Raw genomic sequence first — 25,164 nt, forward strand, 5'->3', positions numbered from 1 at the left:
CAGACCAGATGTCAGAATTCTAGTTTATATACGGTCAAAAATGGCTAATCATAGCGTTTCAGTTCTAAGTCTTCATTCTTGAAATGGGCAATCGAAATATGATTATTTGCTGCAATATTCTTAAAGCGTAACCATAGAAAAAATTCAATAAGATTGATTCCAATTCCCCAAAAAGATGTATTTAAGAGGGTGAGTTGGGTGTCGTAGGCAACATGAAACTCGAAGCCTGTGCTACTGAAGCCAAAAGAGCTTTGCATAAAGAGAAAAAAGCCAGTTGTTACTTTTGGATAGTAAATGACTAAGGGTGTGATAATAATCGGGACAAGGCTTAAGCTGATCCAAAACAGTATTTTCAAGCCTAGAACATCTCTTTTCCAATATTTGATAGCGCCCATTAGCATGAAAAAGAGTTGGGCATACAGTACAAGAATAATAATCAAAACAAGTAGAGATAGCTGAATTGAAAGCAATTGATTGCCGAGTATGACCATGCCTAGAAGGGCAAAAATTCCGTAATAAAGGGCAATGATCTTGTGCTTTGGGTCTTGAAATTGTGTCTGATGCATCGTTATATAGTTTATTGTTAAAATTCGGAGTGCATTTTAGTTTAAAAATAGTCAAATTAACATGATGAATTTTAAAATTTAAAACTTAGATTTATTGTAAAAGAAGATAGCTAAATGTAGCTATCTTCTGAATTTATCTAAGCTGACTGCGGACGTGCCACATCACCATTCAATGCTTCAGGCAAGGCTAAAACTGTCACATCTAACTCTTCTAAAGCTTCTGGACGAGCAACCACTAAAGCCACATAACCATTATCTACAGCCGCGCTATTGACGACTTGTACGCCTTTATTCAGCTGTTCGCCTTGTGCAGGAGCAGCGCCTGTACCTGAAATCGCATGCAGCCAAGCTTTCGGTTTGGCTTTAAACCATAAACGTGCAATCACTTCCTGACCCAAATAACAGCCTTTGTCATAGTGGACGCCTTCACGCTGATGTAGACGTAACTCTTGCGGTTGGAACACATGTTCAATCGCTTGGTCAATATAGGCCTGACCCGCTTGAATGGCTTGAACTTCCCATGCTGCAATATCCGTCGGCGCTGAAGCAAAAGTCGTGTCATCACCGACTAAACTTGGAAAAACTGTACCAGTTTCTTCAAGTTTCATCTTAGAAAATGCACCATATTTTTTAATATGTTTGGCAAATTCTTCGGCTTGATCTTGTGTCGTCACAATCACAAAACTTTCAGCGCTGTGTTTGGTAAGCCATAAACCAAAATGAATACGGCCTTTGAGGTCGCAGATTGCGGTATAACGTGTTGCATTTTCTTCAAGGCGTTCAACATGCAAAGTCACTTGCCCTTGTAGAAATTTTTGTGCATCGACACCGTTGAGAGAAAAAGATGTGAATGCCATAGACGTTGTCATGACCAGCCTCAGTATAAATTTTAGATATCATTAATCATGTTATTTTGCAGCAAGCCGCAGTGTTAGGCAAACAAAAAGCCCATATTGATATGGGCTTTTGTACAGCAGAGATCTGTCTTAGTGATTGTGTGTCGGCATATCGCTTGCAGTCATATCCATAGTGGAATGATGCGAAGGCGGTTCACTATTACAATCATATTGATCGCCACAAATACGCACGGTTTCCATCATGCCTTGATCTTCATGGTCTAAAATATGGCAGTGCAGCACAAAGTCGCCTTCAAATTTTTCGTATTTACTGCGTACAAAGATTTTATAGCCCTGTTTGACGAAGAGCGTATCTTTCCAAACGCCTTTCATTCCATGATATTGCGAGTCAATATTTCCTGCACCATCTTTATCTGAGCTGCCGATCGCACTGACATCGACACCATTTTCATTCAATATTTTCACCACTTGGAATGGATTGACATGAATATGGAAGGGATGACTGGCAACATTACTGCTTAACTCCCACTCTTGAGTTTGCCCGATTGGAAGCTTGCGGACATAGCTATGGTGGGTATGGTCTTCATCATGGTAGGCATCGCCAAAGCTGATCAAGGTACCTTCTTCGGCATGACGAATACCAAATTTAAAGCTGCCATCTGTATTGAACAGAATGTCAAAGTTGGTGATTTGCTTCGCCATCGTTTTGAGCATTTCATCGACTTCAGCAGTCATTAAACTCGCATGAGAGATAAAGGCTGATAAATCACCCTGTTCGAGCTGTGCAATCACTTCTGGTGCCAGTTTTAGTTGGGTGGCCTGACTTTTTAAGAAGTTAAACGGTGTTTGCTGCGGTAGTTGAGTTGCTTGCACATTGACCCAACCGAGGAGTTGTGTATTGAGTTTTTCTTCTGGTGCGCGACGAAGTAACGGACTTGATTCAGGCGCATTAATTTCATCTTCTAGATTCAGCTTGGCATCGTATACACAGTATTTATTGGTGGTCGGGAAGGAGAGCATGGCATCAAAGCGATAACCCGGCTGAAAAATTTCAATCCCGTGCTTTTGGATTTTCCCCATGGTCAAGCCGTCTTGTGCAAGGGTATACAACGGTAATGTTTTCAGCGTTTTAAACTCTGAAGACATCGACTTGCTTTGATACTTTTGACATTCGCTCAGGGTTTGCTTTGCGGTAAAGAGCGTAGAATCTGGCAGTTCTTTGATGGTCAAAGCAATGGTGTCACGGATACCGCCGTGAATCATGCGCCAGCGGTGGTATTGGTTCTGATCCACCTTAATTTCACCAAACATTTTGCCATTGATACTGGTAAAACGATTTTCATCCGCCCATGAGGTGGGTATATCGAGTTTTGAATAATCTTCTAAGCTATAGATGCAGGGTGTACCATTCACTTGGCTTAAATTGCTGTCGCAATCTTCATTGTATTGAATCTGCTGGAATAGCATGATTTTTTCATGGTCATACTGCTGGGTTTTTTGATTTTTCCATAAGATGTCCAAATCTCCAGTCTGCTGAATTTGCCCCTGACGAATGACAGGTTTCCGCTCTCCCTCAATAATCAAAGGGCCAGCCATGCCACTTGAGACCTGAATCGCGGTTGAACCATGCACATGCGAGTGATACCAAAATGTTCCCGCAGGATGATTCGGTTCGATCTTAAATTCGTAATGAAAATCTTGCTGAGGTTTTAAGCTCAAAAATACGTTGTCACTATTTCCTTGCGGGCTAACCCAAAGACCATGTGTATGTAAATTTGTAGTGTTAAAACAGTTCCCTTGGTTAATATTGGTCACTGGACTTGGACAGGTCTCCGTCGATTCAACAGGAAGATGATTGACCAGATGAATTTTTAAATTGTCACCTTGTTTCGCACGAATTTGTGGGCCAACCAACACATCCGAAACACTGCCATCGCTATTTTTCGAGTTCCAGAGTTCAGGTTTAGTCAGATAGCCTCTGACCTGTAATAGGTCATTTTCACCCGTTTCAGGGTCGTATAAGGCTTGGCGTTTATAGGCAATTAGCAGTTCATGCTCACCTTGTGCATTGGCTTTCAAACGTGGTGGATTCGAGACGACTGTCGGTGAGTCTACTTCCTCTTCTTGAGTCGTCGAATCTATTGTTGATTGGTCGTTGTCGCCACAGGCAATGAAGCTGAGACAGCTTAAGAGGCAGCCAGCCCCAATGATGGTTTTAAATTTTGTCATGATCTTTCCCCAAAGCATAATGACGGTAGAACAGTAGTCGCTGATTTATTTAGCTAAGGTTTTGTAAATATTGTGATTATTTTGGCGAGTACAGCGAATTACTGTGCTTGTATGTCGTGCTTTTATTATCTGAGAGAGGGGTGATTCGACGCTATCCCTGCAAATAGGGATAAATTGAGAATTAAGATGAAATAAATAATAAAACAGTGTTTTGATTCACATTATGGCTTTAAGGCGCAATGAGCTAATGAAGTAATTTAATGCCTTGATTATTAAATACTAAAATTGATAAGACTGATTTTTAATCAATTTGGTTGATATTTAGATTAAATATTATGCAGTGCAATTTTCCTTAGACTAAAGAATGAGGCGGATTTGCAGCTATTTTTCAAAAAAATTCACATTTAGAGCGAATATTCCAAAGTTAGTGTAACTAAATATTTCAAAAACCCCTGTTTTTATATTTAACTCTATGAAATATATCAGATTTGGGAAATGGGTTTTCGGCAGTGTAGTATGCCTATCGAACAAAGATGAATAGTCTATGAAAAAGACAACGCAAAAAAATGAAAGACCGAGGGCAGGAACGCTATGAACAACAACTACCGTAAACCGCTGCAAGGCACCCAGCTAGAATACTTCGATGTACGCCAAGCCGTAGAAGATATTCAGCCAGGCGCATACGCAAAACTCCCATATACATCTAAAGTCCTTGCAGAGCAGTTGGTTCGTAAATGCGACCCTGCAATCTTAGAACAGTCGTTAAAAGAACTGATTAACCGTAAACAAGACCACGATTTCCCTTGGTACCCTGCACGTGTGGTGTGCCATGACATCTTAGGCCAAACCGCATTGGTTGACCTTGCAGGCTTGCGTGATGCGATTGCTGACCAAGGTGGCGACCCGTCAAAAGTCAATCCTGTTGTTCCAACGCAGCTGATTGTTGACCATTCTCTAGCTGTAGAGTTTGGCGGTTTTGACCCTGACGCATTTGAGAAAAACCGCGCGATTGAAGACCGCCGTAACGAAGACCGTTTCCATTTCATTGAATGGACCAAAACAGCATTTGAAAATGTCGATGTGATCCCTGCGGGCAACGGCATCATGCATCAAATCAACTTGGAGAAAATGTCTCCAGTGATTCAAAACCGTGATGGTTTAGCATTCCCTGATACTTGCGTGGGTACAGACTCACATACGCCGCATACTGATGCATTGGGTGTGATTTCTGTCGGTGTCGGAGGACTCGAAGCTGAAAACGTGATGCTGGGACGTGCGTCTTGGATGCGTCTGCCAGACATCATTGGTGTAGAGCTTGTCGGTCAGCGTAAAGCAGGCATCACCGCAACTGATATCGTGTTAGCGCTTACAGAATTCTTGCGTAAAGAACGTGTCGTCGGTGCTTATTTAGAGTTCTTCGGTGAAGGTGCAGACAGTATGTCTGTAGGCGACCGTGCAACGATCTCGAATATGACCCCTGAATATGGCGCAACGGCTGCGATGTTCTACATTGACCAAAACACCATTGATTACCTGACATTGACAGGCCGTGAAGCGGATCAAGTGAAATTGGTTGAAACCTATGCCAAAGAAATTGGTCTTTGGGCGTCGGATATGACAGCGGCAGAATACCCGCGTGTACTACGTTTTGATTTATCAAAAGTCACTCGTAATATTGCAGGTCCATCGAATCCACATGCACGTGTATCAACCGCTGATTTAAAAGCGAAAGGCATTGCAGGTAACTTAGAAGCAGCACGTGCGCAAGAAGCTGAAGGTTTAATGCCTGATGGCGCAATCATCATTGCAGCAATCACCTCATGTACAAACACTTCTAACCCACGTAATACCGTGGCAGCAGGCTTACTTGCACGTAAAGCTAATGAGTTAGGACTTGTGCGTAAACCTTGGGTGAAATCATCTTTTGCACCGGGTTCTAAGGCTGCGGCTTTATACCTCGAAGAAGCTGGTGTACTCGGTGATTTAGAAAAGCTCGGCTTTGGTATCGTGGCGTATGCATGTACCACGTGTAATGGTATGTCAGGTGCTTTAGATCCAAAAATCCAACAAGAAATTATTGATCGTGATTTGTACGCAACTGCGGTACTTTCAGGTAACCGTAACTTTGACGGCCGTATCCATCCTTATGCAAAACAAGCGTTCTTGGCATCGCCTCCGCTCGTAGTTGCATATGCCATTGCAGGGACGATTCGTTTTGATATCGAAACCGATTCATTGGGTAATGACAAAGATGGAAATCCAATTTACCTGAAAGACATTTGGCCGTCTGATGCTGAAATTGATGCGTTGGTAAAAGAAGCGGTGAAGCCTGAACAGTTTAAGAAAGTGTATATCCCAATGTTTGACTTGGGTGAGCGTGAAAAAGCGGCAAGCCCACTATACGACTGGCGTCCGCAAAGTACTTATATCCGCCGTCCGCCGTATTGGGAAGGGGCTTTGGCTGCACCGCGTACACTTGCAAATATGCGTCCGCTTGCGATCTTGCCTGACAACATCACCACAGACCATTTATCGCCATCGAATGCGATCATGATGGATTCGGCTGCGGGTGAATATCTGCATAAAATGGGCGTGCCTGAAGAAGACTTTAACTCTTATGCAACCCACCGCGGTGACCATTTGACGGCACAGCGTGCGACATTTGCCAACCCGAAATTGTTCAATGAAATGGTGGTTCGCTCTGACGGTACGATCAAGCAAGGTTCAAAAGCGCGTGTAGAGCCGGAAGGCGAAGTGATGCGTATGTGGGAAGCGATTGAAACCTACATGAACCGAAAGCAACCGTTAATCATCATTGCAGGTAAAGACTATGGTCAGGGTTCGAGCCGTGACTGGGCAGCTAAAGGTGTGCGCCTTGCAGGTGTAGAAGTGATTGTAGCGGAAGGTTTTGAGCGTATTCACCGTACTAACTTGGTGGGTATGGGCGTGTTACCGCTTGAGTTTAAAGCAGGGACAGACCGTAAAACTTTGAAGCTGGATGGTACTGAGCTTTATAGCGTGATTGGTAATATTGCACCGCGTTCTGACCTGACTTTGGTGGTTGAGCGTTCAACTGCTGATGGTAAAAATGAAATCATTAAAGTGCCTGTGACTTGCCGTTTGGATACTGAAGAAGAAGTGCATGTGTATGAAGCGGGTGGTGTGTTGCAGCGTTTTGCACAGGACTTTTTGGAAGGGAATGTGGCGTAAGATTTTAATCTGAAAGTTATTGATATTGTTGTAAAAAGACCCTACATTTATGTGGGGTTTTTTATGGAATATAAAGTGCAATCAATTATTAAAATTACATTATATTTTTTCTTGGGAATTACGGTTTTTACTGCTTTATTAGCTATAGGTGGCATTATATATACTTGGACAACAATTTATTCGGATGAAAATCAAGTTGTACAGTTTTTTAATTTACCGTACCTAAAAGAATTAGTAACACTTTGTTTAATTGAAATAATAGGAATTAGCATACTATTTGTAAAAAAAGGTTTTAAGTATATTCCACAGATTAAAAATAATTCTAAGATCGATGAAACTTTAGCCTTTATGCAAGAGTTTATAGGAATGGGGACAAGTGCAACGATAGTTAGTAATAGGGTTTCATGGCTTATTAAAAATGATGATTTATTAAAAATATTAAATCAAAAAATAGAAGACGGAATTAAGCTTGAAATTATTACACCTAGTGAAGTGAGTCCTCAGATTAAGTCGAGTTTAGCTGGTGCAATATTTATCATTACTAATGAAAACTTGCCACCGGAAGCACGATTTACTCTTATAAATGGTGATAGAACTGGATGCGAAAAACTTGCTATTGCTAAAGGTGTTCATCCCGAACATGAAATTACTATTTTTGATCATAATTCAGGACCACAAATTATAGCTATGGCAAAGGATATTATTTGTAAATCTAAAGAGCTAGCAAGAAAATGAGTTGGTGTGATTTAAGTGAAATCAGGAAATTCCAAATTGAAAGTAATAAAGACCTAACTTTTTCAAAAGTGTTTGTGCCTAAATACTTAGAAAAACTATCCAACTTCAATGAAAAAAAAATTATTGAGATTGGCTGTGGTACAGGACATTTGGCAAAAGAATTAACAAACTTAATAAAGTTTGAACATTATATTGCTTTAGAGCCGTCTTTAGGGATGTATGAAAAAGCTAAAGATACTTTAAAAAACTGTAAATATTTAGAGTTAAATAACTTTTATATAAGCGATTTAAAGAGTTCGATTGAGGTTGATATTATTCTAGCTCATTTAGTTTTTCATGTAGTGGAAGACATTGATAGTTTGTTGAAGGAAAGTTTTAAAAGGTTAAAACCTAACGCCACACTTGTAATTTCATTGCCTCATCCATTTTTTTATAATGATTATAAAAAGATTTTTAGCAAAAATGAGTATTCTTATCATGAAGAAATTAAAAAAAATACTCTTTTTAAAATTTCTCAAGATAATACAAACGAGGTTGAAGTTCCGTATATTCATAGACCAATTAGCTACTATATTAATAAATTTTCTAAGGCTGGTTTCAAAATATCTGAGCTTGAAGAGGTTTTTCCAGAAGAATCAATTCAACTTTTATACCCAGAGTTATGGCAGTCACCTAGATATTGTATTTTTTACTTAGAAAAAATATTGGTTGATTGAAAAATACTCAATAAATACCTATCATAAGGTATATATCAAAACTGATGGAGTCGCTTTATGACTACAGCAAAAGTTTTTATGACAGGTCGCAGCCAAGCTATTCGCTTACCCAAAGAATTTCGCTTTGAAGGCAAAGAAGTAGAAATCTTCCGCCGTGGTGATGAGGTTATACTGCGAGAAAAACCAGTTACAGCAGACCAACTATTTAAAGTTTTGGCGCAAATGCCAGACGACTTTTATGCAGAAACAAGAGTGGATGAACTACCTCAAGAACGAGAAGAGTTCTAATGCCAACACAATATTTATTAGATACCAATATCTGTATTTATATCACCAAGCATCAACCCGAAATTGTCCGTCAGCATTTTGAAAAACATTTACCTGACGGCAATATTTTTATTTCAGTGATTACTTTAGGTGAACTTCGCTTTGGTGCGGAAAAAAGCCAATGGAAAGACAAAGCTTTCAAAGTGATTGATGAATTAACTTCAATCATTCCTGTTATAGAGTTAGATGAACACACCGCCGTACACTATGCTCAAATTCGAAAACAGTTAGCGCTTCAGGGGGAAATAATTGGCAATAACGATTTATGGCTAGCTGCTCATGCACGATCAAATAATTGGGTCATGGTCACAAACAATGAAAAAGAATTTCTGCGTGTAGACGAACTGCAAGTAGAAAACTGGCTCAGCAAATCGCTGTAAACCCACCAAAATTTCCACACGAAATTATGCTTTGCCTAAATGCCATTATCAATTGTCGAAATGACCAATAGACATTCATCACAAGAGGGTTATACTGAATCTACCATTTCTAAAAACACATGGAGAACAAAAATGGTTACTGCTGGTCAAAAACCCGGAACAGGCTTCTATTTTTGTGTTCAATGCGGACACCGCGTTTACTTAGAAATTGGTACTGATCGTTTACCACCGTGTACCAAATGCCAAGGCAATCAATTTAACAATAAGAATGCCTAAGCTGCAAAACACTAACAGTTATCCGCTGTTTAGAAAGAAAAGCCCTATCACTCGATAGGGCTTTTTGCTAACGTATAACACAGCATATATAAAAACAAATTGTACGTTTGACCATTCGGAGAAGCCCATGGAAACAATATTAGGACTGTGTATTGGTATTGGCTTAAGTGCTGCCTGTGGCTTCCGTGTCTTTGTACCGTTATTGGTGATGAGTGTTGCTTCCATTTTAGGACTATTCGAACCGATGAAAGGATTCGAATGGTTGTCTATGCCTGCAGTTTGTATTGGCTTAGCAATTGCGACGGTTTGTGAAATCGCTGCGTACTATATTCCTTGGGTAGACAATGCCCTCGACACCATTTCAACACCTGCAGCCATGATTGCAGGGACCATTGCTACAATGGCAGTAAGCTCAGGTGAAATGTCACAGTTTGCCAGTTGGGCTGCTGCAATTATCGTGGGTGGTGGTACAGCAACAGCAGTGCAAATGAGTACCGTCGCTGCGCGTGGCGTATCTACCGCAACCACAGGTGGCGTTGCAAATCCGATCTTATCTACAGGGGAATGGATTGGCGCGGCGGTCTTGTCAGTATTGGCCTTTTTAGTCCCATTTTTTGTGGTGATCTTAGTGATTGCAATCGTGATCTGGTTGGTTCGCCGCATACGCCAAAAACGAGCTGTACAGGTCGATACCCCTTTATAAACCAGTCAATATTCCAATCTAAAATGAATCCATCTTTTAGAGTGAGTGATCTGCGTTATGTTTAATAAATATAGAAATAAAAATCCGAAACTGAGTTTTTCAGCGTTTGATAAAGATTATTAAAATTATAAGAAGTGATACAAAAAAATGAACAATCAGAGGAATTTAAAAGGTTTGGGCGGGTGGCTTATTGTGTTGGGGATAAAAATTGTCCTATCACTACTATTGCTTTCATTTGATATTTATAGCCTATATCAACTTTTTCAAAATGAGGCGTTAAGTCAAATAAGTGATCAAAAATCGGAACTTTATTATCCAACTCTGATGTATTTACTCTATATAGAAAGCATCTTAAATATTGTATTTTTCTTACTTTCAGTTTGTGCTGTCTACTTATTTTTTAGTAAGCATCTTTACTTTCCAACATTCTATATTGCGTTTATGGCAAGTTTTTTATTGGTACAGTTATGTGATAGTGCCATTTTGAGTGTGCTATTCACTGATAAAAATGCATTTGATACAGAGACCATCATGCAGTTAGCGACGAGTACTATGGGTTGTCTGATTTGGACGCCGTATTTGTTGATGTCAGTTCGAGTGAAAAATACCTTTACTCAACATTCCAAGCACTCGGCTTAAGCGAAAAAAATACTATCGAGCAATTTCACTATCTGTCCTAAAAGAGCACATCATTCTGCGTTTAAGTTATCCACGAGACGGCTAAAAAAATCTTTAAATACCGATTGATTTTTGAACAATAAAGGCATAATTTTAGTATGTGATTATAAATTACATAATTTTTATATGGATTTATTAATCTTTGAATTTTATAAAAAATAATGAGGGGGAATGGTAGATGATTAAATTTATAGTCGATGAAAATGCCTTAATGAATGGCTCACATTTAATTCACAATGGTACGCAAGGATGCGTAGACATGCCGCAGTTTGACCAGCAAATATTGATTGGTTATTTTGCCAATTTCGAACTCGCTTATAAGCGTGCACGAATGAGCTGGCCAACAGAAAAAGTTGTTGGTTGCGATAAATGCTGTAGTCAAAGCTAGAAATTCAACATGCATTAACTTTGAAATAATGCTGTATATCCAAGAAAAATGGCGCAGAAATTGCTAACTAAAACAGGTAATCGCGTTATTTATAGGATATGCAGCATGAACACAGGAACCATCCGTTCTACAAAATATCCAGCAGAGGCGCATGCCTATGCAGCATGGCCTTTGATCCTGATTATCATTGGTGGTGCGATTGGACTGGTATATGCCGTGATTGCATATCTGATCAATCTCAAAATATATGCATCAGACCTCAGCCGAATGAATAAAATTTTGGCCAATTTACTCTGTGGTATGACGGCATATAGTGGTTGGTGGTTTAGCGCACAGTGGGTACAAAGCTATTTAGCTCAATGACCAATAATGCGTTGAATAGATCATCCATTAAATAGCTGATGTTACACACTTAAAAGTAGTTTTGCATTTTTAAAATGATTTTTAATTCTATTCGACGGCATCTTATATTTAGGGATTGAATAAAGGGATTAGCCTTCGGCTGGAGGTACTCTTACGAAACATTGTTTCTCATTCGGCAAAATGAGAAGCGAAGCTTCGCAAGGAAACCATCTTGCGGAGCAATACTCCTCACCGCAAAACTCGCTCATTACCGTCAAATTATTCACAGTATCGCAAAAACATTTTTGATTAAAAGTAGCTCTGTCTCAAACACTTGCGTATGACGTTAGCACGTATCGTTCATTTATTTGAAGCAAATTGCGCTTCTGATGTTACTGCGTAACATCAGTTCAATAAGTAGAACAAAGATAGATCTAGATCATTAGTTACTCACTGAGCGGTGTTTTGTGAGTCATAATCAATGTAGATAATTCAAATGAAGGGATGAATGTTCAGCGGCGATATATTTTTAAATTTGACGCTGTGTTTGGACGTTTTGTCTGTTGTAAAAGAAAATTTTCTTATAATTGGGCAAATCTGCAGATAAAAAACGCTGAAATGAGCTGAAAAGATAAAATATCCTGCTAAACCTAAAATGGCTGAAAAAATTTGCTGAATTTGCAGAAAATTAGAAAAACTTAGGAAATTAATCCCGATCCTCTTTGGTTAAAGTATATCTCAAGGGTGTGATAGAGATTGAAAAGAGTAGCATGCTGTCAGTGGTGCAAAACACGTGTACAGTACTCACCCAAAAGGTCTCGATTCAGCTTAGGACGCTATAAACCAGAAGTTTATAGGCTATAAGATCATGACTTACAAAGTGATGATAGTTGAAGTAAACAATATTGTTTTCTCTTATACCACCCCAAAAATTTAAGCCAAAATAAAAAAGAATAATGAATCATTACTCCTTTAATCCGCATAAAACAAACCACACCAGTTTAATCACCATAAGCTTAAAGATCATCAGGCATCTCCCGTAAAAATAGTCCTAAGCCAAGTGTTAAATCTGAAGGAATTTCATTTTCATCACATTTTCATCGCATTGAATAGCCTCTGTACTTTTTGCTACTTTTTTCAAGCACACCTCAATTTTCAAATCTCGCTGCGGTATGCATTATTGACTCTTAATCCAGTTGGAGAACTCATCTCAATACAAGTTCTCATTGGTTAAAAGTCCTGTCTAGAATTCAAATGATCCCGATGGTTTGAGTGATAAACTATGGCGAAAATTCTCGGGAAAAGTCATTTATCAGATGGAAAAAATGCTAAAACATGATACAAGAAGAAAATATTTTCAATATATCTTTAAATGTGAAAAATATTTTTAAAATAAGTCAAAAATAGTAATTTTCAGGGAAACAATCCCTCATCGATACCACTACTATATATCTCAAGGGTGTGATAGAGATTGAAAAGAGTAGCATGCTGTCAGTGGTGCAAAACACGTGTACAGTACTCACCCAAAAGGTCTCGATTCAGCTTAGGACGCTATAAACCAGAAGTTTATAGGCTATAAGATCATGACTTACAAAGTGATGATAGTTGAAGTAAACAATACTGTTTTCTCTTACACCCTAAAAAATTTTTAAGAATTAAATCGAATAATAAATCCTTCCATCTTTTTCAAAATTCCAAACTTCGCATTCATTCCAGACAAACTTTGATCATTGCTGATGTAATGAATATCACGCAGAACAACTCAAACTTAATCTAAGCTTCGGATTGTCCTTTTTCACAAAGTTGTTATGCTTAACTATCTAAATTTTAAATAATTTTGATATGGGTTATCTGAATCAATTGATACAGGATTGTCTGCAGGCACAGCAGACTAAAGCTGAGCGTATATTTGAGTTTTCAAGTTTTGATGATCTTGCTCTACACGCACATTATATTTATGTGATAGAGCAGGTTGGTGGCGATATACAGCAGACATATCAGGACTATGCTGCATTTAAGGCATTGAAAACCCATGCCTGTGCCAAGTTAAATCAACCCAATCACATTCTGTATGTTGGATCATCACGGACAGGTATAAAGAACCGTTTAAAACAACATCTAGGTCTTGGGCCTAAACAAACTTATGCCTTGCATTTGTCACAGTGGTTTCAGGGCAAATATCGCATCACACTACATCAGTATCCTTTAACCACAAGTGCAAGCATCTTACAGTTACTGGAGGATGATTTGTCTCATTCATTAGCACCAGCCTTTGGTAAATTGGGGAGCAATAATCGTTAGGGTTAGACCTGATCGGTTAAAGTCGATTGACAGCGAATTAGTCAGTTGTTATTTTGCCGACATTCTCTCAGTACACAGTCTATCCATGCCTTTAGATCCCAACTTTGTCTATGCGCCGCCTCAAGGTCCTCTACGTATTTTGTATGAAGATGCAGACTTGGTTGTCATCGAAAAACCGGCGGAATTGCTGTCGGTTCCGGGACGTTTGCCTGAGCATCATGACAGTGCCTATCTTCGTGTTTTGGAGCAGTATCCTGCTGCAAAAATTACCCATCGTTTAGACATGGCAACATCAGGCATTTTGATGTTTGCGAAACACCGCGATGCAGAAGTGGCGGTGAGTAAAATGTTCCAAGCGCGAACGGTTCAAAAGCAATATGTGGCTTTGGTTCAGGGCAAACTTGAAGGTGAGGGCAGTGTTGAAGTGCCCCTCATTACGGACTGGGAAAATCGCCCACGACAGATGGTGCATTTTGAATTGGGAAAACCCTCAAAAACCTTGTATCAAGCCATTAGCTATGACGCAAGCAAAGACATTAGCCGAGTATTATTAACGCCAGTGACAGGGCGTTCTCATCAGCTACGTGTACACATGATGCATATTGGGCACCCCATTACAGGGGATCAACTGTATCACCCGAATGCAAAGCAAAGCTCACTCGGACGGATGGCGTTACATGCTTGCGATCTGGCATTTACCCAGCCCTTAACCCAACAAGCTGTTCATATTCATTGTGCAGCAGAATTTTAAAGCATATTCATGTGAATGCTCACTGTTCATAAAATCTGCTGTATTGAATTGAAATTTTTAGGCAGCTTAGCAAGCTAAGAATAATTACAGCCTTAAATAGATTTTTCTGCTTTAAAAATGAATAATGATGTACAACATATCCCCAATTCTGGGGATATATAAATAATTTAAATATCTCTATAAAGTGTGTGAAATATTTACAAAGATTAATATTAAGTTTCTTTGTATCTTTTAGTAAATAAATACCATTTCTAAAGTTTTATTATATTTTCTAAAGAATATTGATTGATTATTTTTTAATATGAAAATTTTTTATTAAATTGATTTAAAACAGTATTTTAGTTGAATTGTGTGCAAGTGTGTATTTGGTCAGATAAATACGGTTTTTTGCATTTGTTCTGCTAATATGAAATGAATTATAGATTTTAACTTTTGTAACTTAGGTTTGTTTTGGGGGATAAACTTAAATTATTGAAGCTTATTTTGAGGATTAGCAAATGATCAATATTGCTTTAATCGTCCTTATCATCCTATTAATTGTGGCTCTCCTTTTTGTTTATAACCGCAAATTGAAAAATGATAAAACCCTACGTTCACTGCAGGAAAACTTCGACCGTACGCGGCTAAAACTGGCTGAAACAGAGTCTCAGCAAGATGAATTGAATTATGAAATCAGCCAATTACGTATTCAAAATAGTGGGCTAAAAATCCAAGTCGATAAAGTAGCGAAATATCAACATATTGTGGATATTGAACAATATGTTGAGTATCGAACTTTACAGGCTGATGGTTTGGTGGAAGTCACCAAAGCCAATGCCGATATCATGTTGAATGATATTCGCGCACAGATTGAACAAGTACGTCAGTATTTGAGCAAATATCAAGAAAGAGCTAAATCACAAATACAGGAACAAGCCCGTGCCGAGTTAAAGGGTTTGTATAGCCAAGCGCTGGATCAGCAGCATTTGGAAAACATTAACCGTGCTTTGGACAACAAAATACGGGGCTATCAGTCAGCATTCTTTTTACCTTTACAGAGTATTTTAGATCAGCTGATGGATGGCATGAATGAATCTGCGGCAAAGCAAAATTTGACTGCGGTACGTTGCAAAATGATTGATGCAATGGAGCAGCAATCGACTGCAAAATGTAATTATGTTGATGAAGAACGTCGTTTGGCTGCGATGCAATTATTTACATTGGTGTTTAATAGTCGTGCTGATTTGTATTTAGCCCAATTAAATACCAAAAACTTAGGTGAGTTATTGCAGGCTTTGGCGGATGATTTCACCTTGCTCAATGCGCATGGTGTACATTTTAGTCAGGCACGGGTACTCGACAGTTATCTACAATTACGCTTAGAAGAATTGAAAATGGCAGCTTTGGTTTTACATCTCAAAGAAACTCAGGCCCACATGGATGTTGTGGTTTAATTTGAATTGTTATAAGAAAGATCACTTCGGCGTTCTATTTCTGATTAAAGAGATTTAGCTAATTCAAATTGCAACAATTATCCGTTAATCTAAGTCAACAGAATAAAATTCATAAACGATAAGGGAAAGTACAATGACTCGTGATTTTAAACAATTTCCAGATGATGATAATGGCAATGTGCTGTGGCAGATGCAGCAAGATGGTGATGATTTATCTGTGCCGCACGAAATCGAATATTCAATTGCCTTTTCCAACGAAGCGCAGGCTGAACAGTGTGCATTGTATTTATTGAAAGAAGAGCAAAAAATTTCCTTGTTCCAAGATGAAGAATCAGATCGCGTGGAATGGATTATCACGGTCTATGTTTATATGGAGCCTGATTATGAAGATATCGTTGATTTAGAGCAGTGGTTTATTAAAATTGCGGAACAACATTCGGGCGAATATGACGGCTGGGGTTGTATGGCTTATATCTATGAAGATGATGATCTGGATGAAGATGAAGCACAATTGAGCTAAGTCTCACTATTGCATCTTTAGCAACAAGAACCCAGTGATTCAACTGGGTTTTTTATTATTTAAATTTTATAAAAATTGTGTAAAATTTTGATTTTTAAATATTTTTAATTAAAATAAATATGAGTGCAGCTCACAAAACATAACACTGCATTGCGTTAAAGTGATGGGATCAATCTGTAGGATTCGCTATAGTATTGAACAGCAATGACCTTTCTCGCACGTCTCAAAGCTGTTTCATTTAGAACGTTTCAGTGTGATAAAAATGGACGATAAAGCGAGGGTGAATGCATGTGGATGATTCAGTGAAAACAATGACAAAAGGACATCATCATGAGCAATACTGTTCGATTACATCGTGTTTTTAGTGCGCCTGTAGAGCGCGTTTATCGTGCCTTTGTGGAGCCAGATGCTTTGGTTAAATGGATGGCACCGAATGGATTTACGGCCCATGTTGAGCATTCGGATGTGCGTGTAGGTGGCTCGTACCGCATGTCGTTTCAAAATTTTTCAACGGGAACCACACACGCTTTCCATGGTGATTATCATGAAGTCGTGCCCAATCATTTACTGCACTATACAGATCAATTTGATATGCCAGAGTTGGCCGGTGAAATCGAGGTCACTGTTGAGTTTAAAGCGGTATCAGTAGGAACCGAAGTGACGATTGTACAGGCAGGGTTGCCGAGCGTTATTCCACCTGATGCCTGTTATTTGGGTTGGCAGGAGTCTTTACAGTTACTGGCTTTTTTAGTGAATCCAGCGATTCCGGATGAATAATCTGACGAATGATCGAAAAACTGCAAATAGGCGAAGGAGGGCTTAATGACTGTACAGATTAAACGTATTTATGATGAGATAAGCCCAGATGACGGTAAACGCATATTGGTCGATCGCTTGTGGCCGCGTGGTATCAGTAAAGTGAGCGCAGAGCTAGATTTGTGGCCGAAGGCATTGACGCCATCGACAGATTTACGTCGTTGGTATCATCAAGATGAGGCAATGGCTTCTCGATGGGACGAGTTTAAACAGCGCTATTTACAAGAAATACAGCCACATCAAACCGAGTTAGAACAACTGCGCGCATGGGAAAAAGAGGAGCCTCTGACATTACTCACGGCGGCCAAACATACGGATAAAAATCATGCGCATATCTTAAAAGCGTTAATATTAAATACCTCATTAGAGATCTAAAATTTAAACCTTCAAGTGCTGTAGCGTTGTGAAATTTACGACCTTCACAAGGTGATTAAACCATACGAAATTTATGGTTTTTAAGTTTATGAAATACATAAAAATGTTATATTAAGTTTTTATGGATTTTTGCGTCCATCTTTTTTTGAGGTCTTTTATGTCTTTACCCAATTGTCCCCAATGTAATTCTGAATATACCTACAATGATGGCGATTTACTGATTTGTCCTGAATGTTCACATGAATGGCGTGAAGGCGAAAGTGCTGCAGATGAACAGATAGTGATTAAAGATGCCAATGGCAATGTATTGATCGATGGTGACACGGTTACTGTGGTGAAAGACCTTAAAATTAAAGGCTCATCCTCAGTGGTGAAAGTGGGCACAAAAGTTAAAAATATCCGTCTTTTAGCTGATGCAACAGATGGCCATGACATTGACTGTAAAATTGATGGTATCGGAGCAATGAAACTCAAATCTGAATACGTGAAAAAAGTTTAAGTTTCGTTATTGTTCGCTTTAAAGCAATCTTCAATCATCCTAAGCGAAGTCAACACTTGGCTTAGGATGTCTACTTAAACATGAAATAGATAACTAATCCGCTATAGATTTTATTTTTCAGCCTGCATAATAGACGCATTACGGGTTTGAAAAGTCTTTACTATGCCGCATATTCATTTGGAATATTCCAATAACCTTGAGCTTGAGGCTCGTCCTTTACTTAAAGCGCTAAACACTGCCTTATTTGAATCGGGTCATGTTAGTGCTATCAATGATATTAAAAGCCGCGCTGTCGCTCAGGAAGAGTTTGTTGTGGGTTTGGATGAACATGCTCAACATGCGTATATGCATGCCAAAGTTTCATTATTGACGGGTAGAACGGTCGAAGTGCAAAAGCAAATTTCATTGTTGTTATTGGACGTGTTGAAACAACATGTCACAGCTTCAGCAATAGAAGTGCAACTTTGTGTGGAAATATTAGAAATGAATAAAGCGACGTATTCAAAGCAGATCCTCAGTCCTTAAGGCCTTTTTTCAATGCGTTGAGTAAAGCATATCTATTCACAAATACATCATGATGAAAGAATGATGAAATCCGACTTCGGTCGGTTTTTTTGATTGGAATTATTTATTAAAAATCATTTTCTTAGTGATTAAATTTTAAGCCTTTACTCTGATCAAAAAAGACATTGAAAAATGTGACTGGGTTCATTTATATTTTGTAGATCAGGTTCAATTTCCAATAATAAATCCTGATCGAATAATAGATAAAAAATGAAAATGATGGGGTAACATATGTCGGAATGGTACCAGATCACTCATTCTAATGATCAGCAGTTTCGTTTTCTATTAAAAGCATGGAACGGTGAAATCATTTTAACGAGTGAATTATATAAAGTGTAAGCATCATCACAAAACGGGATTGAGTCTGTACAAAACAACAGTGCAGATGATAGTCGCTTTGAACGACTGAATGTTAATAATGGTAAACCATATTTCAATCTGAAAGCGGCAAACCATCATGTTATTGGGATCAGCCAATTTTATGCCAGTGAGCAATCGCGCGATAAAGGCATTTAGTCAGTTAAAACCCATGGTGCGAATACCCAAATTAGAGAATTAACAGCTTAAATTTGAAACAACCTGATTAAGACAGCCAAAGCGAGATGAACAAACCTGAAGGCTCGTCAAAATCACAAGATCAAAAGCTATATGGTTCTCAGATAAGCGCTGTTAGGTTGGATGCTATTCAATCTAGATCAGGCTTATTTAACGGTACAAGGAAGTACCACAACTTCACTGGCTAGAGTGGTGAACGATGAATAAGCAGAATCATATTTTGTATTATGGGCTCATTGCGATCTTGATCATCGTCGTGGGTTGGATGATTGCGTCTCCGTATTGGGTGCTGTACCAAATACGTCAAGCCTATGAGCACAATCAACCTGAAAAAATTGCTCAATATATCGATTTTGCGGCAGTCAAATCGAGTCTAAAACCACAAGTTAAAGACCTCATTCAACAGAAAACTGGGCTACAGCATTTACCCGAATTCGCTCAGTCGTGGGGTGGGCAGCTCAGCACAGTCCTCAGTGCAACGCTGGTCGACAGTCTGGTCAATCCAAACAGTATCATGCTGCTTTTACAAGGCAAAGCATTAAAAGAGTCGATCCAATTACCAGAAATAACCCAACTAACCAATCCGAGCATGATTAGCTCAGGGATTGAACTATTCACTCATGCTGAAAATAAGGTCGCAGAACAACCTCATACATCAACATCATCCAAAAAGGATGCAACTCCAACTACTGTCGCTTTAAAACAAAGCCAGTCACTTAAACCCAAAGCAAGCTATAGTGCTTGGAATCGATTTGATCTGTATGTGCCGCTCCAAGGCCTTAGCGAAGCAACATATACCGTATTTAGGATGCAACGCCGAGGTTGGAGCTGGAAGATCGTTGAAATTCAACTTCCAAACGCTTTCCAGAACAATGCTTCATAAAAAATAAAAGAAATAGGTGCCAGAGATGCAAGATAAAATCAAAATAGTCGGTGACCAACAGGCCGCTGACGAAATTCTGCAATTTTTAGCCAATTGGGATGAGGTCATCTGCCAATTGAAAATTGAAAATATTGCTGAATCCTGCGCAGCAGATGTGAACTTTTTTGATGCCAGTTGTGAAATGCGCGGCTTAATGGCATATCAAAAAATGTGGGAATTTTATAGAGAGTATTTTCGTGAAGGTTTAAAGGTGTTTAGGCGGGAACTGGTCATCCATGCAGAACCTGATATTGCCTTTCTGCACTGTTATTCCAAAATTGATGATAAGAGTGGGATACCAACGCCAGGGATCTCGTGGTGTCGTAACACCATTGGGATGAAAAAAACGCAGTCTCTATGGAAGATCGTTCATCAACATATTTCTGTTCCAGTGGATATTGTGACTCATCAAAGTAAAGTAATTATCTTTTAATTCATCTCAAAACACAGTATGAAAACAGAGCCATGTCGCTCTGTTTTTTTCTTTGCAAATCATTACATGAAATGCGTATGCAGTTCTAAAACTTCAGCCTAAATTAAAAAATAATGACCATCGTTCAGGATAAGAAAATGGATCATAAAAATAATAAATTAGCGCAAGATTTTGAATCATCACCATCAGGTCAAAAGCAAGGCTTACAAGACCTGAACGCCTCGAAGCAAATGCCTCCCGCAGATTTACATAAAGTGATTCGAATCACGGCAGGATTCATCATCTGCAGTTTGCTGATTGCAGCCTTATATCTTGGTAAAGATATTTTTATTCCATTGGCACTCGCAATCTTATTGGCTTTTTTAGTTGACCCTTTGGTGATGAAACTCCGAGGTTGGGGACTACCACAGATGCCATCGATATTTATTGTGGTCGGTTTGGCTTTGGCGATTTTGTCCGGCGCGGCCTCTTATTTGGGTTATCAACTGGGGCAATTAAGCCAAGAGTTACCGCAATATCACGGTACGATTCAAAAGAAAATGGATTCTATTCGTCAATTTGCACGCGGTCCAAGTGTTTGGGATGGCGCAAAAACCACCATAGATACTGTTGAAAACTCAATAGATGATGTGGTGCCTGAAGAGAAAAATCCTAAAGTTCAGCAAGTTGAAGTAGTGGGGCAACAACAAACCACGGCTGAAGCGGTCATGGCTTGGAGCGAGCGGGTGCTCAATCCTTTGGCAACAGCGGGTATTGTATTTTTGTTTGTGATTCTGATTTTGGTCAATCGGAAAGATTTGCATGACCGTTTCCTTAAGCTGCTGGGCGGCAATTTAAATATCGGAACAGACGCACTCGATGAAGCGGCCAATCGTATCGGTAAATATTTACGTATGCAGCTGATGGTCAATGTGACCTACGGTATTCCGATGGCCTTGGGACTTTGGTTTATTGGGGTGCCGGCAGCAATTATGTGGGGAATGGTGGCGATAGTGATGCGCTTTGTTCCCTATGTCGGCCCAATGATTTCTGCGATTTTCCCCATTGCATTGGCTTTTGCGGTAGATCCCACATGGAATATGGTGCTATGGACAGTGGGTTTAATTTTGCTCTTGGAATTGGTCAGTAATAATATTATTGAGCCTTGGTTATATGGGGAAAGTACCGGACTTTCAACCTTAGCCATTATTATTGCCGCCATGTTTTGGACGGCGGTGTGGGGGCCGATTGGTTTGATTTTATCGACGCCTTTAACCGCATGTTTATTGGTGCTTTCGAGCTATGTACCATCCTTAGGTTTTATTAAAACCCTGATCGGTAGTACGCCTGCATTGGCACCGCATGAGCGCTTCTATCAGAGATTAGTCGCTGATGATGTGCAAGATGCCGTGGATGTCGCACAGACTTTTATTGCTGAAAAGTTACCGAAGGATGCGACGGATGAAATCAAGGCACGTCGGGTTAATGCGTTTTATGCCAAAGTCGCGATTCCAGCCATACGGATTTTTTCGAGAGGCCACAACACCGAGGCCAGTGCTGAACATCGACTACGTTTACATCAGGGATTAAAACTGTTTAATCATAGTTTTCAACGGGCATATCCAGTGGCACAGCAGGATCAGAAAACTGAGGTTTTATGTATCGGCGCACGTTGGGAAATAGATGTTCAAGTATCGGCTATGTTGGCGCATGGCCTAAGCTTAAGCGGTATTCCGGCACAGGCATTTAGCGACGTACTGATACAAAATCAGCATCAAAGTATAGATTATATCCAAGCAGATATTCAGATCGTCTGTATTTCGATTTTCCATACGGCACCCGAAGCTCAAATTCGCCTACTAAGCCATGTTTTTAAGGCACAGTTTCCGGATAAAAAACTGATTTTTGCACTCTGGAGCTGTGATGAAGTAAAGCAATTAGATGCAATCAAAGAAAATTTCACCGTCGATGCCGTGGTCAATAATATGAATGACTTGTTATTAACCATTGAAGCTTTTCAATTGAAGCAGGGTGAATCTTGGTTGGATGAGCCTGATCCTAGTGTTGAAGCGCAGCGCTTAAAAGCATTAGAAGAACTGAATGTTTTGGATGAGCGGAATTTACCGATCTTTGAACAATATATTGAAGAAGCCCGACAAGCCTTCGATGTGAAATATGCACAAATTTCTTGGGTCAAGCAAGACTGGGTCTATACTCCAGGTAGCCCTTTGGCTAAGGCTACCGAGCAACCGATGCAGGTGCGCCAGTCGAAACAAGACTCAATCTGCAGCCATTTGGTATATCAAAATGAACGCTTGATTATTGAAGACTTACAACGTGACCCACGCTTTGCGCATTTACCTGAATTGATGCATAACCGCATTCGCTTTTATGCAGGCGTTGCACTCAGAGACCGTAATGGGGTGGCATTGGGAAGTTTCTGTGTTTTAGATCGGCAGCCGAATCAAATGACCGATGATGATATGAGTCTTTTAAAAGGCCTAGCGGCAGATTTGATGAATACGCTCAGTGATGAAAATGTGAAGCGAAAAAAATGTGAAGAGATACAGCAACTGAATGATTCATCTCTATAAATTTAAATCATGTAGCAGATCCATTTAAATTGGAGTTTCAGTGAAAAGCATTTTAAGATGGTTCTAATATAATTATTTTGAGCCAAAGACATGAACAAAAATAATGTCATCTGGCAACTTCTATTGGGCTACGTTGCTGCATTGGGTTGTAGTGTGAGTTTTGCTCAAATTCAAGGAAATTATTTTTCACATAAGGATTGGGAAATCGCTTGTGATAATACGGGGACATGTCGCGTTGCAGGTTATCAAGCGGAAGGCAATCAACCCGCTGTTTCTGTGTTATTACAACGTGCTGCGGGCGCACAAGCGCAAGTCAGCGCACGAGTGAAACTCGATCCTGAAACCTTAAGTGCGGCAAATCAACCACTTCAACTTTATATTTTAGGTAAAAATCAGGGAACTGTGCAGCTTGATGCCAAAACTGCGGAAGGTCAGTTAAGTGCAGCTCAAACTCAAAAACTGATTCAAGCTTTGCAAGCCAATCAACCGATTGTGTGGAAAGGCAACAACAAAACATGGTTATTGTCCGTGCAGGGTGCTAGTGCGGTTTTGCTCCGTATGGATGATTTTCAAAAGCGCATAGGGACAAATTCTGCATTATTACGTAAAGCCAATAGCAGTTCGGCCAATGTACTCAAACCGAAAAGTATTCCAAAAGTGAATATTCAAAATTACAGTAAGGGCTTACAAACGCGGTATGCCGTCAATGCGCCCACAGCCAAACAATTATTTGGATTGATAAAGAAAAAAACGACAGTAGAAGATTGTCCTCAACTCTTTGATGCAAATTTCTTAGAGGATGATCGAGTCGTGGTGTTTCCAATCAATGGAAAAAATGCCTTGGTCGAAGTGCCATGTTGGCGTGGGGCATATAACAGTGGTAATGGCTATTGGCTGATGGATCGTAACTTAAAGCAAATCAAACAATCCGTGACCTTTTCTGGAAGTGGGTTTAGTGAAGGACAAATTTTCTCCAACCAACGTGGACGAGGCATTGGCGATTGTCAAAGTAAAGGGGAATGGTCGTGGAACGGTCAGCGCTTTATCCAAACTTATATGGCAAAAACCACACAGTGCAAAGGATTTGCTGGAGGTGCATGGGAAATTCCAACCTTAGTATATTGGGTTCAACTCGACTCTTAATTACAAAAAGCCCTGATATACAGGGCTTTTAAATCATATAAAGTAGTTTTTATCGGCTTAACATGAATAACCAACAATACTAAAAACGTTTTGGAATTTTTTGTCCGCCCACAACCGGTGATTCAGCGATTTTCAACACACCAAATAGCCATGTTTCGGCATGATGAACAGCCGCTTTGAGCTCATCACCTAAGGCTAAACGCCCAGCTATAAAACTCGCCAATGAGCAGCCTGAGCCGTGATATTCCCCATCTAGTCGTGGACAACGGGTTTCAGAAACTAATTCACCCTGAATGTACAACGAGTTTTGGATATAGTCTGGCGTATTTTCATGGCCACCTTTTACTAATACCGCTTGAGCGCCCATCGCAAAAAGTTTTGCTGTAGCTTTAGATATGTCGTCTTCACCTGTGAGTGCGCGTAATTCTACGGTATTAGGTGTAAGCACAGTGGCAAGCGGAATCAATTCCGCAAAGGCTTTGACCAAAGTTGCTTGATCGCCCAAAGAACCACCACTATTGGCAACTAAAACGGGGTCGAGAACATAATGATATTCGGGATGTTCACGTAAAAACTCAGCGAGAGCCGCGATATTTTCTGTCGTTCCTAGCATTCCTGATTTTACACAGCGAATAGGGAGGTCACCGACGACAGCATGTGCTTGAGCCAACAATAACTCACGAGAGGTTGCTTCAAACGAATACACTTGTTGTGAGTTTTGAACGGTTAATGCTGTACACGCAATGGCAGCATGTGCACCACTTTGACCAATGGCTTCAATGTCCGCTTGCAGTCCTGCACCACCTGAAGGGTCAAGACCTGAAAAGCACAGTACAGTAGGGCGCACAATGATGTCCTTATTACACAAAATT

At 39.7% G+C, this 25,164-nt stretch carries 26 protein-coding genes and 1 pseudogene; 23 read left to right on the forward strand and 4 right to left on the reverse strand.

Annotated elements, in window-relative coordinates:
* Positions 1 to 44: 44 nt before the first annotated feature.
* The 3 genes from FTU75_RS00325 to FTU75_RS00335 all read right to left on the reverse strand — a co-directional run bounded on the left by FTU75_RS00325 (position 45) and on the right by FTU75_RS00335 (position 3,652).
* Positions 45 to 566 carry a hypothetical protein gene (locus FTU75_RS00325; protein WP_078191139.1) on the reverse strand — a complete coding sequence of 174 codons (522 nt, stop codon included), beginning with the start codon at positions 564 to 566 and terminating at the stop codon, positions 45 to 47.
* A 137-nt stretch (positions 567 to 703) separates the two neighbouring features.
* Positions 704 to 1,435 (reverse strand): folate-binding protein YgfZ, encoded by a 732-nt coding sequence (locus tag FTU75_RS00330; protein ID WP_257223667.1) that lies wholly within the window; start codon positions 1,433 to 1,435, stop codon positions 704 to 706.
* Positions 1,436 to 1,552: 117 nt separating this feature from the next.
* Positions 1,553 to 3,652 (reverse strand): multicopper oxidase family protein, encoded by a 2,100-nt coding sequence (locus tag FTU75_RS00335; protein ID WP_180114675.1) that lies wholly within the window; start codon positions 3,650 to 3,652, stop codon positions 1,553 to 1,555.
* A 591-nt stretch (positions 3,653 to 4,243) separates the two neighbouring features.
* On the opposite strand from FTU75_RS00335, the gene acnD reads away from it, so the two are divergent.
* The 23 genes and pseudogenes from acnD to FTU75_RS00450 all read left to right on the forward strand — a co-directional run bounded on the left by acnD (position 4,244) and on the right by FTU75_RS00450 (position 24,292).
* On the forward strand, positions 4,244 to 6,862 hold the full coding sequence (gene acnD, locus FTU75_RS00340; RefSeq protein ID WP_180114678.1) for a Fe/S-dependent 2-methylisocitrate dehydratase AcnD: 2,619 nt from the start codon (positions 4,244 to 4,246) through the stop codon (positions 6,860 to 6,862).
* A 63-nt stretch (positions 6,863 to 6,925) separates the two neighbouring features.
* Positions 6,926 to 7,597: a hypothetical protein gene (locus FTU75_RS00345; protein ID WP_218948294.1), complete on the forward strand. Its 672-nt coding sequence runs from the start codon at positions 6,926 to 6,928 to the stop codon at positions 7,595 to 7,597.
* On the forward strand, positions 7,594 to 8,313 hold the full coding sequence (locus tag FTU75_RS00350) for a bifunctional 2-polyprenyl-6-hydroxyphenol methylase/3-demethylubiquinol 3-O-methyltransferase UbiG (protein ID WP_180114680.1): 720 nt from the start codon (positions 7,594 to 7,596) through the stop codon (positions 8,311 to 8,313). Before FTU75_RS00345 ends, FTU75_RS00350 begins: the two co-directional genes overlap by 4 nt.
* A gap of 57 nt (positions 8,314 to 8,370) precedes the next feature.
* Positions 8,371 to 8,601, forward strand: coding sequence for an antitoxin (locus tag FTU75_RS00355; protein ID WP_180114682.1), 231 nt, complete (start codon positions 8,371 to 8,373; stop codon positions 8,599 to 8,601).
* On the forward strand, positions 8,601 to 9,020 hold the full coding sequence (locus tag FTU75_RS00360) for a type II toxin-antitoxin system VapC family toxin (protein WP_180114684.1): 420 nt from the start codon (positions 8,601 to 8,603) through the stop codon (positions 9,018 to 9,020). The genes FTU75_RS00355 and FTU75_RS00360 overlap by 1 nt, the downstream gene beginning before the upstream one ends.
* A gap of 60 nt (positions 9,021 to 9,080) precedes the next feature.
* Positions 9,081 to 9,296, forward strand: a complete 216-nt coding sequence (locus tag FTU75_RS00365; protein ID WP_111884814.1) for a hypothetical protein — start codon at positions 9,081 to 9,083, stop codon at positions 9,294 to 9,296.
* A 127-nt stretch (positions 9,297 to 9,423) separates the two neighbouring features.
* Positions 9,424 to 9,999 (forward strand): DUF4126 domain-containing protein, encoded by a 576-nt coding sequence (locus tag FTU75_RS00370; RefSeq protein WP_180078233.1) that lies wholly within the window; start codon positions 9,424 to 9,426, stop codon positions 9,997 to 9,999.
* Positions 10,000 to 10,146: 147 nt separating this feature from the next.
* Positions 10,147 to 10,638, forward strand: a complete 492-nt coding sequence (locus tag FTU75_RS00375) for a DUF2569 domain-containing protein (RefSeq protein WP_078192325.1) — start codon at positions 10,147 to 10,149, stop codon at positions 10,636 to 10,638.
* A 217-nt stretch (positions 10,639 to 10,855) separates the two neighbouring features.
* Positions 10,856 to 11,065 carry a hypothetical protein gene (locus FTU75_RS00380; protein WP_078192324.1) on the forward strand — a complete coding sequence of 70 codons (210 nt, stop codon included), beginning with the start codon at positions 10,856 to 10,858 and terminating at the stop codon, positions 11,063 to 11,065.
* 105 nt (positions 11,066 to 11,170) lie between these two features.
* A complete protein-coding gene (locus FTU75_RS00385; protein ID WP_180114686.1) occupies positions 11,171 to 11,428 on the forward strand; it encodes a hypothetical protein in 258 nt (85 codons plus the stop codon).
* 1,821 nt (positions 11,429 to 13,249) lie between these two features.
* Entirely contained in the window at positions 13,250 to 13,708 is a 459-nt protein-coding gene (locus tag FTU75_RS00390) for a GIY-YIG nuclease family protein (RefSeq protein WP_180078229.1), read from the forward strand.
* Positions 13,709 to 13,793: 85 nt separating this feature from the next.
* Entirely contained in the window at positions 13,794 to 14,459 is a 666-nt protein-coding gene (locus FTU75_RS00395; protein ID WP_078191125.1) for a pseudouridine synthase, read from the forward strand.
* Between the two features lie 497 nt (positions 14,460 to 14,956).
* Positions 14,957 to 15,892 (forward strand): hypothetical protein, encoded by a 936-nt coding sequence (locus FTU75_RS00400; RefSeq protein WP_180113812.1) that lies wholly within the window; start codon positions 14,957 to 14,959, stop codon positions 15,890 to 15,892.
* A 133-nt stretch (positions 15,893 to 16,025) separates the two neighbouring features.
* On the forward strand, positions 16,026 to 16,412 hold the full coding sequence (locus tag FTU75_RS00405; RefSeq protein WP_111884820.1) for a ribonuclease E inhibitor RraB: 387 nt from the start codon (positions 16,026 to 16,028) through the stop codon (positions 16,410 to 16,412).
* A gap of 330 nt (positions 16,413 to 16,742) precedes the next feature.
* Positions 16,743 to 17,189 (forward strand): SRPBCC family protein, encoded by a 447-nt coding sequence (locus tag FTU75_RS00410; RefSeq protein WP_180114688.1) that lies wholly within the window; start codon positions 16,743 to 16,745, stop codon positions 17,187 to 17,189.
* A gap of 45 nt (positions 17,190 to 17,234) precedes the next feature.
* Complete coding sequence (locus FTU75_RS00415; RefSeq protein ID WP_180114690.1) at positions 17,235 to 17,603, forward strand: DUF488 domain-containing protein; 369 nt, start codon at positions 17,235 to 17,237, stop codon at positions 17,601 to 17,603.
* Positions 17,604 to 17,760: 157 nt separating this feature from the next.
* Complete coding sequence (locus tag FTU75_RS00420; protein WP_180083522.1) at positions 17,761 to 18,102, forward strand: zinc ribbon domain-containing protein YjdM; 342 nt, start codon at positions 17,761 to 17,763, stop codon at positions 18,100 to 18,102.
* A 162-nt stretch (positions 18,103 to 18,264) separates the two neighbouring features.
* Entirely contained in the window at positions 18,265 to 18,627 is a 363-nt protein-coding gene (locus FTU75_RS00425; RefSeq protein WP_111884824.1) for a 5-carboxymethyl-2-hydroxymuconate Delta-isomerase, read from the forward strand.
* A 270-nt stretch (positions 18,628 to 18,897) separates the two neighbouring features.
* Positions 18,898 to 19,182 (forward strand): annotated as a pseudogene (locus tag FTU75_RS00430) (YegP family protein).
* Positions 19,183 to 19,420: 238 nt separating this feature from the next.
* Entirely contained in the window at positions 19,421 to 20,104 is a 684-nt protein-coding gene (locus FTU75_RS00435) for a DUF2939 domain-containing protein (protein WP_180114693.1), read from the forward strand.
* Positions 20,105 to 20,129: 25 nt separating this feature from the next.
* Positions 20,130 to 20,576, forward strand: coding sequence for a nuclear transport factor 2 family protein (locus FTU75_RS00440; RefSeq protein WP_218948040.1), 447 nt, complete (start codon positions 20,130 to 20,132; stop codon positions 20,574 to 20,576).
* Positions 20,577 to 20,713: 137 nt separating this feature from the next.
* On the forward strand, positions 20,714 to 23,149 hold the full coding sequence (locus FTU75_RS00445) for an AI-2E family transporter (protein WP_257223668.1): 2,436 nt from the start codon (positions 20,714 to 20,716) through the stop codon (positions 23,147 to 23,149).
* 90 nt (positions 23,150 to 23,239) lie between these two features.
* Positions 23,240 to 24,292, forward strand: a complete 1,053-nt coding sequence (locus tag FTU75_RS00450) for a DUF1176 domain-containing protein (RefSeq protein WP_180114695.1) — start codon at positions 23,240 to 23,242, stop codon at positions 24,290 to 24,292.
* Between the two features lie 79 nt (positions 24,293 to 24,371).
* On the opposite strand, the gene FTU75_RS00455 is transcribed toward FTU75_RS00450, so the two are convergent.
* Positions 24,372 to 25,139 carry a hydroxymethylpyrimidine/phosphomethylpyrimidine kinase gene (locus FTU75_RS00455; RefSeq protein ID WP_078192312.1) on the reverse strand — a complete coding sequence of 256 codons (768 nt, stop codon included), beginning with the start codon at positions 25,137 to 25,139 and terminating at the stop codon, positions 24,372 to 24,374.
* Positions 25,140 to 25,164: the final 25 nt, after the last annotated feature.

Origin of the sequence: Acinetobacter sp. YH12140, from assembly GCF_013418475.1 — a bacterium.
GTDB lineage: Bacteria > Pseudomonadota > Gammaproteobacteria > Pseudomonadales > Moraxellaceae > Acinetobacter > Acinetobacter amyesii.